This is a genomic window from Acinetobacter sp. YH12046, assembly GCF_013419905.1.
In the GTDB taxonomy this organism is placed as follows: Bacteria; Pseudomonadota; Gammaproteobacteria; order Pseudomonadales; family Moraxellaceae; genus Acinetobacter.
In genome coordinates, this window is the sequence record NZ_VOZF01000001.1 from 51,358 (window position 1) to 66,236 (window position 14,879).

The window sequence follows — 14,879 nt, forward strand, 5'->3', positions numbered from 1 at the left end:
TTTCTTTTGCACTGCACAATTAAGCCTTGCTTGATTGTTGGTTCAGGGCCGTTAGCTCAGTTGGTAGAGCAGTGGACTTTTAATCCATTGGTCCCGCGTTCGAGTCGCGGACGGCCCACCATTAAATTTGATATCCCCTGATGGGCCGTTAGCTCAGTTGGTAGAGCAGTGGACTTTTAATCCATTGGTCCCGCGTTCGAGTCGCGGACGGCCCACCATCATTTCTAAAATCTCTTTTTAGAAACTTCAATCAAAGCTACTTTGATTACCCGAATGGGCCGTTAGCTCAGTTGGTAGAGCAGTGGACTTTTAATCCATTGGTCCCGCGTTCGAGTCGCGGACGGCCCACCATTCTCCCCTCTATATTTATTTCTTCTTTCAATATTCTTATAATATTTCCTATATTATTCAGTTCATTCTTTTTATTTAAGCGCAATTCATCCTGACAATTTTAGAATCGCCATTTCCATTTACTCTGTTTTTAAATTTTTTACAGATTTTATCGCTTTTATTCTGTCATCTTAAATTCAGAATCTTTGACCAGCTCATACGCTTTAGAAGGTGCAGGATAACCCTGATCAAATAACTGCTGGTTTGCTCGTTCTTTTTCGTCATAAATTTTTTCCAGATTCATGACCAGATGGGTTGGGCTTTTAATTGTATAATAGAATTTTGCCCCCTCTTTACGGTCCACGATCAGTTCAGTTTGTTCCGGATTAATCGTCCAGCGGTCCTTACGATAGGTCACATTGCTTTCGGTCTGAACTCGTCTGGAATTATTCACAAAGACTTTGCCATAATGCACGATACTGCGATGCACTGTACCATCTGGCAATAAAGTCAAAATAAACACCGATTTCCCTTCCGTACAAGGTGCAAACCGTCCGTCACAATCAATCTGGGTAAGATAACGCCCGACATAGCTTTTGGCATAATCCGGTACAGGTTTAGGATCGACATTTGGTTCTACAGGCAATGCATTATAGGTTGCAGTCTGGGTGAGCGATTTAGCATTACGGGTGTCATAACTTTCATTGGCGGCGGAGATGACTACGCCATCTTGTGCCAAAGTTTTCGTAGTATCAGGTAAGGGTTTGCTTTGATGGTCATCACAGGCAATCAGTCCTGCAACACTTCCCAGCACAAATCCAAGCCGGCATAAACCACTTAAATGATGCGATACATTCGATTTCATTTTAAAAATATACCTGAAGGGGTGCACATCTATATAGGCAGACGACTCACTGAAAACTTATAAGTTTTAATAATGAATTCAATGGAATTTTTATGATCTTAGTGATTTTTTAAGGATTATTTAATCTCCCGTAACATTACTTAACGAATTTATTTTCAATAGATACTTTAAAAATTCAGATAAAACTCCATTCTTATAAATACGAGTCATTTTTTAGACTCAACCTTATTTTTTCTATCAGGAGACTTGGATGGCCAATGTTGGTTTATATCGCTCTAACCGCTCAAACATGATTGCAGGTGTAATGGGTGGTATTGCTGAACGTTTTGGTTGGAACGCAAATTTATTACGCCTGATCTTTGTGATTATTTCAGTCATGAGTGCCGCTTTCCCGGGTATTCTGGTTTATCTGGTTCTATGGCTGGTGATGCCAAAAAAGAATTCTATGCCTGATTATGCCGCGAGCAGAACTGATTATGAACGTCCTGTGCGTACCGTGAATCAGGATAAAGACTACCGATAAAATCGTTTCCTCTTTCACCTAAATATTCATATGGTGAAATTTTTATGCCACGGTCCTTCCCCCAAAAGATCGTGGTTTTTTTTGCCTGATTTTTAGGTTTTGGTCTTATTACCATTTTATGCTTTACCCTGCTCACCTGTTCAGGGTAAGTTGATACTTTATTCTTGAAATGGATTTCAGATGACACAGGCAGAATGGATTGTGCTTTGGCTGTGTGCGATCGCGGCATTACTGCATGGGGTCAGTGGCTTTGGCTTTCCTATGCTGAGTACGGCTGCCTTATCCAGTGAATATGCCTTAAGTACAGCAGTCACCCTGGTGATTCTCCCCTGCCTGTTATTGAATCTTTGGATGCTCAATAGTGATCCAAAACATGGCCTGTTGCAGAGCATTCGCTATTATGCCTCACGCTATTGGCCACTCATGCTCAGCAGTCTGGTCGGTAGTGTGCTGGGGGTCAAACTACTTATCTGGATCAATGAAGGCTATCTTAAATTATTGCTGGGTCTGGTGATTATATTTTATGTGCTGGATCAATTACGTCCTACTCCGCTTCGGGTCAGTAGCAGTCAGCTCAGTATGCTAGGATTCGGTTTACTGGCCGGCATGATTGGAGGTGCAACCAATGCCATGGCACCCTTCCTGATGATGTATCTGCTTAGCTGCCAGCTCTCCAAAACTGATATCGTCATCATCAGTAATCTCAACTTTATTGTCAGCAAACTGGTGCAGTTGACCTTACTCTTCCCGATCCTCATTTCTTTACAAACCCATCAGCGACATATCCTGCTCGGAATCACGTTATTTGCACTCATCGGCGTCTGGCTGGGTGGAAAAATACGGCATCGACTTTCCCAGCAACATTTCAAATATCTGGTGCTGTTTTTTCTATTTGGACTGGGGATTTACGCACTTTGGCAAAGTGTGGGATTATTACAACACTCTACTATACTGTTTAAATAATATCTTTTTTAATCAAAACACATATTCACTTTTATAAGAATTTCAAAAACGCTTTTAAATAAAAAAGTTGAGCAAGGAGGTTGTATGAACGACCCTTTACGCACCCCGACTAATGCCATGCCAAAAGGAATTCGCAAAGGCTGGATTTTAATTGTGATCGCTGCCGTGATCTCTTATGGCTTGTATCATATTTTACCCTATGACGAAAATGCCAATAAGGGATTGGCCCTACTGACCTTTATCGCCATTCTATGGCTGACCGAAGCCCTGCATATTACGATTACAGCCCTACTCATACCGGTACTGGCGGTTGTATTGAGTATGCCGATGGCAGATGGTGATGAACTGGTACCGATTAGCATGCAGGCAGCACTCGCTACCTTTGCCGATCCCGTGATTTTCCTGTTTTTTGGTGGTTTTGCTTTGGCTACGGCGCTGCATATCCAGAAACTGGACAAGAAGATTGCCACATGGATTATCTCGCTCTCCGGTGGACATCTCGGTGCTTCGGTACTGGCTATCTTTTTAGTAACTGCTGCCCTGTCGATGTGGATTTCCAATACCGCCACCGCAGCTATGATGTTGCCTCTGGCGCTGGGTTTACTTGCGCATCTGGATGCCGAAAAAGAACGTAAAACCTTTGTATTTATTCTGCTCGGGATTGCCTATTCAGCCAGTATTGGTGGCTTGGGCACCATCGTCGGTTCTCCACCGAATGCGATTGCAGCCAAAGCCCTCGGTTATGACTTCGCTGACTGGATGAAAGTCGGCCTGCCAATGATGTTCATTATTCTGCCAGCAATGTTGATCAGTCTGTATGTGGTATTGCGTCCAAAACTGAATCATAAGGTGAATTTTGTCACTGAAAATATCCCCTGGACCACCACCCGTATTGCGACGATGGTGTTGTTCCTCTGTACGGCAATGGCCTGGATTTTCAGTAAAAAATTGACTGAAAATTTCGGTATTTCACAGCCTGATACCTGGATCGCGATTCTGGCAGCCTGTCTGGTGGTGATTCTGGGTACGGCTACATGGAAACAGGTTGCTGAAAATACCGATTGGGGCGTGCTCTATCTGTTTGGTGGCGGCTTGACCTTAAGTGCTGTCTTGAAGGATTCAGGCAGTTCTCTGGTTTTAGGTCAAACACTGGCAAATGCTTTCGGTGACTCCTCGCCTCTCGTAATTATCTTCGTTGTGGCAACCTTCATCATCTTCCTGACTGAATTTACCAGTAATACTGCCTCAGCTGCCTTACTGGTTCCGGTCTTTGCCGCCATTGCCGACCAGATGGGTATGCCTAAAGAGATTCTGGTGATTGTGATCGGGATTGGGGCTTCTTGTGCCTTCATGCTACCTGTGGCGACACCACCGAATGCGATTGTGTTTGGTACTGGCCATATTCAACAAAGTGAAATGATGAAAGTCGGCTTTGTCCTGAATATCATGTGTATTTTCTTGGTTTCCCTGTTTATTTACTGGTTCTTTATCTAAGTTTAAATAAATCCAGATTCCAAATTAAAAAGCACCCGAGGGTGCTTTTTTTTCAGAACTATTCAAAACAGCTTTAAGCTCTCATTTTAAAATGGTTCAGTTCCTGATTCAGGGCAGCGATAATATCTGCGCGGCTGATAATTCCGACCAGACGCTGCTCACTCACTACCGGAATATAGTTAAAGGAACGTTCCACAAAATAGGGCACCAGATCCTGAATCGGCTGCAATGGCTGCACAGTGACCACTTTGCGGGTCATAATATGTTTGACTTGATGTTCCCAGCTGCTGCGCACATCTGCAGCACGTTTAAACCATTCTACCACCTGATACATGGCCAGCGTTCCCACCAGCTTGCCTTCCGCATTAACCACCGGCAGGCTCATCAGGTTCATTTCTTTAAATTTATCCAGTGCATGCTGAATATTATCATTGGCATGCAGGGTCACCACGTCTTTAGTCATAATGTCCTGACAGGTAAACTGGTTGACCGCACGGGCATTGGCTCGGTCCTGCGCTTCCAGAATAATCTTTTGCAGGTCATATTCACTAATGTCCAGCAGCTCGGTTTGCTGATCTAGTACTTCCTGAATATCTTGCGGCTGAATAGTGACTTTCTGGGTCGGGGTCGGATCTTTGGAACGGGTATTCAATTGCGCCTGCTGCGGATAACGCTTGCCAATCATTCGATTAAAGACGATCGCAATTACCATCAATAAGATCGAATTCAGCAGCACCGGATAGAAAACGAAAGCATAGCCGAGTTCATGCACCGCATTGCCGCCGAGTACCGCCGTAATAGCCACAGCACCACTCGGTGGATGCAGGGAATCGGTGGTCATCATCAGGATAATAGCCAAAGCTACCGCTAGACTAAAAGCTTCCGTCGGACTGGCAATAAACAAGGCACAGGTCACACCCACTACCGCAGCAATAGTATTACCTACCAGAATATTCCAGGGCTGTGCCAAGGGACTGGCCGGAACTGCAAACAGCAGTACCGAAGAGGCCCCCATCGGCGCAATATACCAGGCTTCAAAATCACCCAGAATCCATAAACTCAGTAATGATGATACCGTGAGACCCAGTAGTGCCCCAATACCGCAGAGTAAACGGTCCTTGAGTGGAAGAACTTTAAAATTCGGTTTTAAGGTATTGAGCCAGTCGAGATTGGAATGGAACACGGCGCGCCTGATTTTAATGTTTACAGATTTTGCGCATTATAAAACTAGTCGCTTTAAAGATGTATTTATTTTATATCTTTTAATTACACTTAAATGGATGCTGTTTAAAAAGCTAAGTCACACACCAGAGAAAAACCATCCATCTAGTCCTATTTTACTATTCAATCTCTCATAGGATTTTCAATAAGATCATTCATGTCAGGTGATTTTAGTCTCAGCTTCGCTATGAGAACCAGATTTAATCAGAGGTTCGATTTTGAGCAGCTCGACCTGACCATAATAGGTTGAAAATGCTACATCTCCGGCATCTACCCCAGTACCAATGCGAATCAGCTCGTCGACCGGAGCTAAACGGGTCGGATCAAACTGTACCCACCCGCCTTCCAGATAGGCTTCAAAAATGGCATGAAAATCGGGTAAAAATTTTTCAATTTCCACATAACCGACCACCATGCGTGCCGGAATTCCTAAAGCACGACACAGCGCAACGCCCAAATGAGCAAAGTCACGGCATACACCCGCTCGGTGGACCAGTACATCTGTCGCAGTCGTAAACTGGTCAGAACAGCCAGAGACATAAGAAATATTGTTATAAATCCACTGTTCAATGGCTTTTACACGCGTATAGCCGGGCGTCATCCAGCCAAATGAACGTTTCGCCATTTCTAATAATAAATCTGAATTGCAATAGCGGCTGGCCAGCAAATAAGGCAGTACCTCATCCGGCAGATCTGGGATTTTGACTTCATTCAGATTTTGCCTCAGATCATTCGGAATGCTCGGCTGACGGGTAACTGTCGCGCTATAGTTCAGTTCAAATGCCTCACAGGGTTCGAGTTGCAACCGGATATGACGGTTTTGATGCTGAGCATCCTGAAATTCATGCCACTTGACCGGCATATTCATAGTGAGCTGTTCTCCGAGAATATTCTGATCGGGATGATGGGCGACCTGAACCATAAAAATAAATTCGGTAGGTTGTACAATCTTGTATTTTAAATGGCACTGAATTTGGTAAGTGGTCATGAAGTTCCTTATTATTAGGCATTATTATATTGTGTGAAGATTAAACTAATTCTAAGACCGCAATCGTATGAGATCAGTTTAACTTTATCGCGCTTCAGTGAACAGGATGCTATACATCTGATTTATTCCTGATTTTTGGATCTCATCCCATTGCTATTCCAGCATAAAATTGCAGCAAAGCCGCGCAAAATCTGGCATGAATGAAGACCATTTTAATTTTTTCCAAAATATTTTCAGCGTATTAACCCTTTGCCACTCCCCTGTAAAATCCTTATAATCAAGCACAATTTTTCTCTAATTTTAAGTGGATGACCATGAGTCGCGCCATATCGCATATTGATACCTTCCAAGGCTTAATTCTTGCCTTACAAAACTACTGGGCGGAGCAAGGCTGCGTCGTGTTACAGCCTTACGACATGGAAATGGGTGCAGGGACATTCCACACTGCAACTTTCCTTCGTGCGTTAGGTCCCGAAACCTGGAATGCTGCTTATGTTCAGCCATCACGCCGTCCGAAAGATGGTCGTTATGGTGAGAACCCGAACCGTCTGCAACATTATTACCAGTTCCAGGTTGTGCTTAAGCCAAACCCGGACAACATCCAGCAGCTTTACCTAGATTCTTTAAAGGCAATCGGTATTGATCCTTTAGTTCACGACATCCGTTTCGTGGAAGATAACTGGGAATCTCCAACATTGGGCGCATGGGGTCTAGGCTGGGAAGTTTGGCTGAACGGCATGGAAGTGACTCAGTTCACTTACTTCCAGCAAGTCGGTGGTGTTGAATGCTACCCAGTAACCGGTGAAATCACTTATGGTCTGGAACGTCTGGCGATGTATCTGCAAGGTGTAGACTCAGTTTACGATCTGGTTTGGACCAAAGGTCAGTTCGGTACTGTGACGTATGGCGATGTGTTCCATCAAAATGAAGTAGAACAATCGACTTATAACTTCGAATATGCACCAGTAGAAAAAATGTTCGAACTGTTCGATTTCTACGAAGCTGAGGCGACCCGTTTAATCGAAGCTGAACTGCCATTACCTGCTTATGAGCAAGTGATTAAAGCATCACACAGCTTTAACCTGTTAGATGCGCGTGGCGCGATCTCTGTGACTGAACGTCAGCGTTATATTCTGCGTGTGCGTACTTTGGCACGTTCAATTGCGACCAGTTATGTAGCAGCACGTGCGAAACTTGGTTTCCCAATGGCAGAACCTCACCTACGTGACGAAGTCCTGGCTCAGCTTAAAGCTCAAGTAGAAGCAGAAGCGGCTCAAGCAGAAAAATCAGCGGAGAACAAATAATGTCTAAACATACAGTTTTATTTGAACTTGGCTGTGAAGAACTTCCTCCAAAAAGCCTGAAAAAATTACGTGATGCTTTAAAAGCTGAAACTGAAAAAGGCTTAAAAGATGCGGGTCTGGCTTTCGATGCGATCGAAGCTTATGCAGCGCCACGTCGTCTGGCACTTAAAATCGTAAATGTTGATGCTGCTCAAGCGGATACGCAAAAACGTTTTGACGGTCCTGCTGTGCAAGCGGCTTATGATGCTGAAGGCAAACCAACCAAAGCACTTGAAGGCTTTATGCGCGGTCAAGGCATTACGGTTGATCAGGTGTCTACTTTCCAGGCCGGTAAAGTTGAAAAAGTCTGCTACCTGAAAGATGTGAAAGGCCAAAGTCTGGACGTTTTACTGCCACAAATCCTGCAACATGCTCTGGATCAATTGCCAATCGCAAAACGTATGCGTTCTGCAGCTAGCCGTACTGAATTCGTTCGTCCGGTAAAATGGGTGGTCTTGTTAAAAGACAGCAATGTGATTGATGCAACCATTCAGGATCACAAAGCAGGCAACGTGACTTATGGTCATCGTTTCCATGCGCCTGAAGCGATTATTCTGGCCAATGCAGATGCTTATCTGGATGCCCTGCGCGCTGCGAAAGTGGTTGCGTCTTTTGAAGAGCGTCAAGCAATCATCGACCAGCAAGTCAAAGCGCTGGCTGATGAAGTGAATGCGATTGCCATTGTTCCTGCGGATCTGCGTGACGAAGTCACTGCTCTGGTTGAATGGCCAGTTGCTCTTCGTGCCAGCTTTGAAGAACGCTTCCTTGCAGTTCCTCAAGAAGCACTGATCACTACCATGCAGGACAACCAGAAGTATTTCTGTCTGGTGAATGCTGAAAACAAATTACAGCCTTACTTCATTACCGTTTCAAATATTGAGTCTAAAGATCCGACTCAAATCATTGAAGGTAACGAAAAAGTAGTTCGTCCGCGTCTGTCAGATGCAGAATTCTTCTTCCTGCAAGATCAGAAACAACCGCTTGCGTCTCGTAAAGAGAAACTGGCCAACATGGTATTCCAGGCACAACTGGGTACTTTGTGGAACAAGTCTGAACGTATTGCCAAACTGGCTGTCGCGCTTGCTCCGATTACCGGTGCCAAAGCGGAAGATGCTGAAAAAGCTGCTCTGCTTGCTAAATGTGACTTAACGTCTGAGCTGGTCGGTGAATTCCCAGAACTTCAAGGCATCGCGGGTACTTACTACGCACGTCTTGAAGGTGAAAATGATGAAGTGGCTGAATCTTTAGGTGAGCAGTATTTACCTAAATTTGCTGGTGACGTTCTACCGAAAACCAAAACGGGTACAACGATTGCGCTTGCTGACCGTTTAGATACCTTGACTGGTATTTTCGGTATTGGTCAGGCACCTACAGGTTCTAAAGACCCGTTTGCGCTACGTCGTTCTGCGATTGGTATCCTGCGTCTGGTGACTGAAAATGAGCTTGATGTATCTATCGAAGACCTGATCAAGCTCGCTTTAGCTGCTTATGGCGATGTCTTGAAAGACCACGACAACACTTTGGCAGATGCAGTTGCATTCTTGGAAGGCCGTTACCGTGCGAAATACGAAGACCAAGGCGTTGATGTTGACGTAATCCAAGCCGTTCAAGCACTGTCACCAAAATCACCACTTGATTTTGACAAGCGTGTAAATGCGGTAAATCACTTCCGTGCATTGCCTGAAGCTGCTGCACTTGCTGCTGCAAACAAACGTGTTGCCAACATCCTTGCCAAAGAAGCTGCACCTGAAGGTGCTGTGGTAGAAGCTAATCTGGTGGAAGATGCTGAAAAAGCATTATTCGCTGAACTTGCGAAAATCACACCAGTGGTTGAACCATTATTTGCTTCTAAAGATTACACTGCTGCGTTGTCTGCATTGGCTGCCCTGCGTGCGCCAGTCGATGCGTTCTTTGACGGCGTCATGGTGATGGCAGATGATGCTGAACTAAAAGCAAACCGTTTACGTCTGCTTGCTCAGCTTCGTGACCTGTTCACTAAAGTTGCAGATATTTCAGTGCTTCAACACTAAGTTCTGATTGAAATAAAAAACCCGCTTTAGAGCGGGTTTTTTATTAAAGTGCCAAAAATTCTTCAATAATAGGAAACACCAATTCTTCAAATTTATCAAATATAATTGGATCATTAACATTCTCACATACATGATCACAAAACTTATTTTTTTCAAATTTTTGGATTATTGATGGAGCCCCATAGTCATCTATTTTCTCTATTTTTGTATAAAACTCTTCTGTAAAAAGTTCTTCACTTAGAAGGTTTTCAGAACCCTTTTTGATTTTATTATTGCATCCATTAAAAGGTACTTTTTCCTTCAAAACACTTCCAATTTTTTGCTTCTGCGCTTTAGTGTCACAATCATATAAAAATAATATTCTTCTACTGATTGCATTTAAATTGTGTTTTAAAAATTCAAACCCCTTTTCTAAACTACTTTCACCACCAAATTTAACTTGTCCATCTTCTGTAGTAATGCCAATTTCATCAATTTCGATATTTTCTAACCAATCAGCTTTACCTTTTAATTCAAAAGCTTTTCTTAGAAATTTAATATCAGTTTTACCTTCAACTAGAATTAATGGTTTTTGTGTTTCTTTAATTTTTTGATGCAATTCTTCTTCAAATTTAGAAGTGTTTTTATAAAAATCAAATGATTCCTCAAACTCGCTAAACCTTTCAGAAGTAATATTCATTCCTGATGGTAAGTCAATTAATTGAATATTTTCTGCACCAAATTCTTTTTCCATTCCTAATACAAACAATGGCGAATGGGAAGTAACAATAAATTGCACTTTAGGAAAAAGCTTTATTAGCTTTGGTAAAATCTCACTTTGATGTTTGCTATGAAGATGTGCATCTATTTCATCAACAACAACAATTCCTTCAATATTATCTAAACGAATACTGTTGTTTATATTTTTATAATCAGCATGGCGAATAATCGTGATAAATAAATTAAGTAAAATTAACTGACCTGTTGAAAGTTGCTCTAAAGTTGGAATAACAACCTTTCCTTTACTATGTAAAGACAATCTAGACTTAGCTTGATTTCGCCAACCCGTTTTTAAATATAGTTCATGATTATCTAAAATTGTTTGAAAAACTTTATTTATATTTCTATATGAATTATTAATAGCATGTTTATTTCGTATGGTTTGGTCTCTCTCACCATCTCCTACTAGACAATCTAACTCTGCAGGTAAAATAGCAGAATCCAAAATAACATCTAACATCCACTGGATGTTTTTTTGAAATGTATCTATACACATTATTTCCTTATTCAGATTACCCCCATATTTTGTTTCTATATCAAATAATTCTTCAGTTGGGGCTTTTAAGTTTAACCAATGAGGAACAACCTTTCTAAAACTTGGGAAGAAAACAATAGTATTAGAGAACAAGCTTTTTATATCTTTAGTTTGAGCAAAAACCTTCTTATCGTCCCCTCTTTCTCCTTCATTAAAAGTTATTTTATTAGAATATAGATTTAGCAGATCACGTGCAGAATCTGTTTGACCTATTTTTTCACAGTAATGTATTTCTGTATTATTCTGATCATCTTGATATCTTAAATATGCAGCAGCACTTTGGTTGATTGTATTTGTATTTATATCATTACCCGAAACAATTTTAAAATATGGAGAAAATGTACTAGTCTGAGCCTTTACAGCGTCCTGATATTCACTTTTAGCTAGTTCAAAAAATGAATCCGCAATGTATGAGAGTGTATATGTTTTACCTGAACCATTTTTTCCAACTAAAATTACGTGCTTTGGATTTAAATCCTCTCGTAATTCTAACTCTAAATCTAGTTTTTCAAGTGGTCCAATATTTCTAATATGAATATTTCTTAAGTACATAACAATTTCTTTTTTATTCCTGTTAATCCAATAGTAACAAAAACCTACGATCTTTTTTCTTTACTTAATAAGTAATTTTTCATTCAAAAATTAAATATCTTTGGATTCTAAAATTTCATCCACTATAGGCATATCTCTATATATTTCATATACTCACCCTAACAACACTCAACAAGAAAGAAGCGCATGAAATTTCAAACACTCATTATGACGACTCTTGCGGGTATCGCACTTACAGCATGTACATCTCAACCGACCATTCCACAGCTGGAACTGGGCGTATTACAGGAAGTAAAAAATCTCGAAGTTATTCCAGAAACAACCAACAATAAGGCAAAACTGACCAAATTCCTCGACAAATGCGTGATTGAATTTACTGGCGACATCGGCAACAACCGTTCAGTTGAACAATGGTCATTTAAAGGCCTGACCCTGATTGATGCCGGTTCAGCAACTTTCCAGCGTGACGGTACCAGCACGGCACAAAAATTTGACCTGCACGATACGGCAGTACAAAAGAACTTTGTAATTCTGCGCAATCATTTTGCCAAAGATGCCCTAACTCAATGTGATTAAATAGATCGCCCTGTTTTTATGATGAAAATAGGGCTATTTATTTGAATGAACAGAAATTTAATTTTTCTTCTGATTTAAACTGCCTTTTCTTCCTTTTAAAAATTATAAGATCCTCGCATCAAACTACGCTGAACCTATACTCTCTCCATAGCTTATTCATTGTTTTTGGCTGATTATCCGTTACACTGAAAACCAAACTCAGACCGCTCTTTGACGAATTCGAGGTCGATCCATAATGAATATCAAAACCCCAATTATTTTAACGACTGCTTTAATGTTCTGTGCACCTGTATTTGCACAGACCGAAACCACTCAGACTACTAAACCGATTGCACCTTATGGTGAGAATCCGAACCTGCTGCATGTATTTGCCTATAAAGCACAGGAAGGTGTTATCAATACCGCTGAAAAAGTAGGTGAAGTCACTGAAAAAGGCATTGCCAAAATCAAACCGGGTGTAGATCGTGCCTGGGGCAATACCAAGTCTGCGGCATCAGATACCATCCAGAAAGTAGATGAAGGTGCGACTCAGGCAGCACAGCAAACGGGTCAGAAAATTCAGCAAACCCGTGAAGTCTGGCGCGGCAATTCACAACAGACGCCAATCGTGCAACAGCCTTTGAGTCAGCCATCTACCGCAACTCAAAATTCATCGGTATCACAATCCCAATCAAGTTCCGGTACAGCAACCAGTTATGCAGTAGATGATCTTTAAATCATCGAATTGAAAAAAGCCCATTACGGGCTTTTTCTTTTAAGCATTGAAGATAGTTGAGTCTTTCTTTAGACTGAACTCAAATAAAATCATGAGAAGATAATAAAAATGAAAAAAATTCTCCTCAGCTTTATCGCCGGCATTCTGTGTGGTGTAGCCATCCTGTACATCACTTTACTGGTTTCAGGTGAAACCGTGACCTCAATTGCTGCGATTGATGATGAATTATCCTCCATCCCGAGCCTGTCTAGTGCGAATCCTTATAACCATAAAACCGAAGGCGAAAAAATCCAGCATATAGAACACTTGGAGGAAGCTGAATTTAGGCCCGCCTCTGGCAATAATGCCGACCTGTATCGGATCAAGGATATGTGTAAATTAAGAATCGGGACTCAAGGAGATGACATTTATAGCTATCGAACTGCTTATTTTTCGCAGAATCATCTGATTTATATGTTTGAAACCCATTATCGAACATCTTATGACAAGCGTCCCGATGAACGGGTACCCGAATTTAAGCGCGTCTATCAGGAAATTATATTTAACCCCCGGTCTGCACTGGTTCAGAGTGAATTTTTAAAGCTATTAGATAAATATATTACGCCAGAAAACCGAAAAAAATGCTGATCGAATTTAATCAGCATTTAGTTTTTATTTGGCAGTTTTTAATTTACCTGACGGATAGGCCGGCCTTGCTTAAAGGCTTCTACATTTTCCACCATCTGATCCACAATGCGTTGACGCGCATCAACGCTGCCCCAAGCATTGTGCGGTGTAACGATCAGGTTAGGAATTGAGGCATCGAGCAATACATTTCCCTCTTTCGGAGGCTCCACGGTAAGCACATCCGTCGCAGCACCGGCAATTTTGCCTTCGCGTAAGGCCTGAGCCAAAGCCTGTTCATCGACGATTCCACCACGCGCACAGTTAATTAAAAATGCACTTGGTTTCATCGCGTCCAATTCGGCATGACTGATTAAATGACGGGTATCTTCCGTTAAAGGGCAATGCAGGCTTAAAAAATCCACTTGTGGCAATAACTCTGCAAATGGAATACGGGAATCATCTGCTGGACGGTTGGGCAAAGCTGCAATCAGTACTTTCATGCCAAAGGCTTCTGCCAGTCTGGCAACTGCATGGCCCAGCTCACCATAACCAACAATACCTAAGGTCTTGCCTGCCAATTCTACAATTGGCGCACCCAATAGACAGAACTGGCTGGCCTTTTGCCATTCGCCCTGCTGTACTGCACGTTGATAGGTTAAAAATGAAGTGGCCAGATTGAGCATCAGCATAAGGGTATGCTGAGCGACGGCAGAGGTGCCATAAGCCTGACAGTTACACACCACAATGCCACATGCCTTGGCCGCAGCCAGATCGACATTATTGGTGCCCGTAGCAGAAATCAGGATCAGTTTCAGTTGAGGGCATTGCTGGATGGTTGCCGCGTCAATCATGACTTTGTTGGTAATGATGACATCGACATCGGCCACACGAGACTGAATCTCTGCAGCCGATGTGGCCGGGTATAAGACCAGCTGATCAAATACTGCATGTAGTGCCTGAAAGTCCAAATCCTGTTGGTCTAAAGAAGCATAATCTAAATAAGCGGCTTTCATGGCGCTACCCTCAACCTTGTTTGACAATTTATTTTGATTGCCATTTAAAACAAGTCCTGCAGGGTTTTCAAGCAACTTACTGTCAGAAGTGGTTAATCTACAGACTTATCAATATGGTTACGCAGAGAACGGCGCACCTTATAAATCACATATACACTGAGAAAGATCAGAAAAATAAGAGAAGAACTGAGCAAGATCACTGCAGGATGCACACTTTCCGCGTGTGCAAAATTAGGCAGCATCAGTCCAAGAATAAAACAAATACTTGTAACTTGTTTGGATTGCATATATTTACTCCCTTGTCATATAAACAACCGGGAGCGGTGTGACTATTTTTCATACCGCCTAAGACCATATTAGGCCTTA

General features: G+C 42.1%; 14 protein-coding genes and 3 tRNA genes. 11 read left to right on the forward strand and 6 right to left on the reverse strand.

Going from position 1 to position 14,879, the window contains the following annotated elements; translation table 11 throughout:
* Nucleotides 1-45: 45 nt before the first annotated feature.
* From FTU03_RS00225 to FTU03_RS00235, 3 genes are all read left to right on the forward strand, one after another.
* Nucleotides 46-121: transfer RNA gene (locus FTU03_RS00225), tRNA-Lys, on the forward strand.
* 21 nt (nucleotides 122-142) lie between these two features.
* Nucleotides 143-218 (forward strand) — tRNA-Lys (locus FTU03_RS00230).
* 57 nt (nucleotides 219-275) lie between these two features.
* Nucleotides 276-351, forward strand: a tRNA-Lys gene (locus tag FTU03_RS00235).
* Nucleotides 352-508: 157 nt separating this feature from the next.
* On the opposite strand, the gene FTU03_RS00240 is transcribed toward FTU03_RS00235, so the two are convergent.
* A complete protein-coding gene (locus FTU03_RS00240) occupies nucleotides 509-1,195 on the reverse strand; it encodes a hypothetical protein (RefSeq protein ID WP_159123913.1) in 687 nt (228 codons plus the stop codon).
* Nucleotides 1,196-1,445: 250 nt separating this feature from the next.
* Between FTU03_RS00240 and FTU03_RS00245 the strand changes: the two genes are divergently transcribed.
* From FTU03_RS00245 to FTU03_RS00255, 3 genes are all read left to right on the forward strand, one after another.
* Complete coding sequence (locus FTU03_RS00245; RefSeq protein WP_034169835.1) at nucleotides 1,446-1,718, forward strand: PspC domain-containing protein; 273 nt, start codon at nucleotides 1,446-1,448, stop codon at nucleotides 1,716-1,718.
* A gap of 180 nt (nucleotides 1,719-1,898) precedes the next feature.
* Complete coding sequence (locus FTU03_RS00250) at nucleotides 1,899-2,681, forward strand: sulfite exporter TauE/SafE family protein (RefSeq protein WP_179992845.1); 783 nt, start codon at nucleotides 1,899-1,901, stop codon at nucleotides 2,679-2,681.
* A gap of 84 nt (nucleotides 2,682-2,765) precedes the next feature.
* A complete protein-coding gene (locus FTU03_RS00255) occupies nucleotides 2,766-4,175 on the forward strand; it encodes a DASS family sodium-coupled anion symporter (protein WP_179992846.1) in 1,410 nt (469 codons plus the stop codon).
* Between the two features lie 73 nt (nucleotides 4,176-4,248).
* Here the strand turns inward: FTU03_RS00255 and FTU03_RS00260 are convergent, their stop codons facing one another.
* Nucleotides 4,249-5,358 (reverse strand): HPP family protein, encoded by a 1,110-nt coding sequence (locus FTU03_RS00260; RefSeq protein ID WP_034704289.1) that lies wholly within the window; start codon nucleotides 5,356-5,358, stop codon nucleotides 4,249-4,251.
* A gap of 198 nt (nucleotides 5,359-5,556) precedes the next feature.
* Nucleotides 5,557-6,384: a transglutaminase family protein gene (locus tag FTU03_RS00265; protein WP_179992847.1), complete on the reverse strand. Its 828-nt coding sequence runs from the start codon at nucleotides 6,382-6,384 to the stop codon at nucleotides 5,557-5,559.
* A 314-nt stretch (nucleotides 6,385-6,698) separates the two neighbouring features.
* Here FTU03_RS00265 and glyQ point away from each other — a divergent pair, with 314 nt between their 5' ends.
* Both glyQ and glyS read left to right on the forward strand, forming a co-directional pair.
* The gene (glyQ, locus tag FTU03_RS00270) at nucleotides 6,699-7,688 is read left to right on the forward strand and encodes a glycine--tRNA ligase subunit alpha (protein WP_005232423.1); all 990 of its coding nucleotides are present in this window, start codon (nucleotides 6,699-6,701) and stop codon (nucleotides 7,686-7,688) included.
* A complete protein-coding gene (glyS, locus tag FTU03_RS00275) occupies nucleotides 7,688-9,757 on the forward strand; it encodes a glycine--tRNA ligase subunit beta (protein ID WP_179992848.1) in 2,070 nt (689 codons plus the stop codon). The genes glyQ and glyS overlap by 1 nt, the downstream gene beginning before the upstream one ends.
* A gap of 43 nt (nucleotides 9,758-9,800) precedes the next feature.
* Here glyS and FTU03_RS00280 read toward each other — a convergent pair whose 3' ends face one another.
* Nucleotides 9,801-11,603, reverse strand: a complete 1,803-nt coding sequence (locus FTU03_RS00280; protein ID WP_179992849.1) for an AAA family ATPase — start codon at nucleotides 11,601-11,603, stop codon at nucleotides 9,801-9,803.
* 186 nt (nucleotides 11,604-11,789) lie between these two features.
* Here FTU03_RS00280 and FTU03_RS00285 point away from each other — a divergent pair, with 186 nt between their 5' ends.
* The 3 genes from FTU03_RS00285 (at nucleotide 11,790) to FTU03_RS00295 (ending at nucleotide 13,521) form a co-directional block, all read left to right on the forward strand.
* Nucleotides 11,790-12,179 (forward strand): hypothetical protein, encoded by a 390-nt coding sequence (locus tag FTU03_RS00285; protein WP_179992850.1) that lies wholly within the window; start codon nucleotides 11,790-11,792, stop codon nucleotides 12,177-12,179.
* A 235-nt stretch (nucleotides 12,180-12,414) separates the two neighbouring features.
* Nucleotides 12,415-12,894, forward strand: a complete 480-nt coding sequence (locus FTU03_RS00290; RefSeq protein WP_179992851.1) for a hypothetical protein — start codon at nucleotides 12,415-12,417, stop codon at nucleotides 12,892-12,894.
* Nucleotides 12,895-13,002: 108 nt separating this feature from the next.
* Nucleotides 13,003-13,521, forward strand: coding sequence for a hypothetical protein (locus FTU03_RS00295; RefSeq protein WP_179992852.1), 519 nt, complete (start codon nucleotides 13,003-13,005; stop codon nucleotides 13,519-13,521).
* A gap of 38 nt (nucleotides 13,522-13,559) precedes the next feature.
* Here the strand turns inward: FTU03_RS00295 and FTU03_RS00300 are convergent, their stop codons facing one another.
* Together FTU03_RS00300 and FTU03_RS00305 are read right to left on the reverse strand one after the other, a co-directional pair.
* Nucleotides 13,560-14,513: a 2-hydroxyacid dehydrogenase gene (locus FTU03_RS00300; RefSeq protein ID WP_004781778.1), complete on the reverse strand. Its 954-nt coding sequence runs from the start codon at nucleotides 14,511-14,513 to the stop codon at nucleotides 13,560-13,562.
* Nucleotides 14,514-14,605: 92 nt separating this feature from the next.
* A complete protein-coding gene (locus tag FTU03_RS00305) occupies nucleotides 14,606-14,800 on the reverse strand; it encodes a hypothetical protein (RefSeq protein ID WP_005232434.1) in 195 nt (64 codons plus the stop codon).
* Nucleotides 14,801-14,879: the final 79 nt, after the last annotated feature.

What these genes read in the sequence shown, in the direction of transcription:
- FTU03_RS00295 (WP_179992852.1), top strand. Translation starts at nt 13,003, where the DNA reads ATGAAAAAAATTCTCCTCAGCTTTATCGCCGGCATTCTGTGTGGTGTA.
- FTU03_RS00240 (WP_159123913.1), bottom strand. Translation starts at nt 1,195, where the DNA reads ATGAAATCGAATGTATCGCATCATTTAAGTGGTTTATGCCGGCTTGGA.
- FTU03_RS00285 (WP_179992850.1), top strand. Translation starts at nt 11,790, where the DNA reads ATGAAATTTCAAACACTCATTATGACGACTCTTGCGGGTATCGCACTT.
- FTU03_RS00290 (WP_179992851.1), top strand. Translation starts at nt 12,415, where the DNA reads ATGAATATCAAAACCCCAATTATTTTAACGACTGCTTTAATGTTCTGT.
- glyS (WP_179992848.1), top strand. Translation starts at nt 7,688, where the DNA reads ATGTCTAAACATACAGTTTTATTTGAACTTGGCTGTGAAGAACTTCCT.
- glyQ (WP_005232423.1), top strand. Translation starts at nt 6,699, where the DNA reads ATGAGTCGCGCCATATCGCATATTGATACCTTCCAAGGCTTAATTCTT.
- FTU03_RS00250 (WP_179992845.1), top strand. Translation starts at nt 1,899, where the DNA reads ATGACACAGGCAGAATGGATTGTGCTTTGGCTGTGTGCGATCGCGGCA.
- FTU03_RS00300 (WP_004781778.1), bottom strand. Translation starts at nt 14,513, where the DNA reads ATGAAAGCCGCTTATTTAGATTATGCTTCTTTAGACCAACAGGATTTG.
- FTU03_RS00305 (WP_005232434.1), bottom strand. Translation starts at nt 14,800, where the DNA reads ATGCAATCCAAACAAGTTACAAGTATTTGTTTTATTCTTGGACTGATG.
- FTU03_RS00280 (WP_179992849.1), bottom strand. Translation starts at nt 11,603, where the DNA reads ATGTACTTAAGAAATATTCATATTAGAAATATTGGACCACTTGAAAAA.
- FTU03_RS00265 (WP_179992847.1), bottom strand. Translation starts at nt 6,384, where the DNA reads ATGACCACTTACCAAATTCAGTGCCATTTAAAATACAAGATTGTACAA.
- FTU03_RS00255 (WP_179992846.1), top strand. Translation starts at nt 2,766, where the DNA reads ATGAACGACCCTTTACGCACCCCGACTAATGCCATGCCAAAAGGAATT.
- FTU03_RS00245 (WP_034169835.1), top strand. Translation starts at nt 1,446, where the DNA reads ATGGCCAATGTTGGTTTATATCGCTCTAACCGCTCAAACATGATTGCA.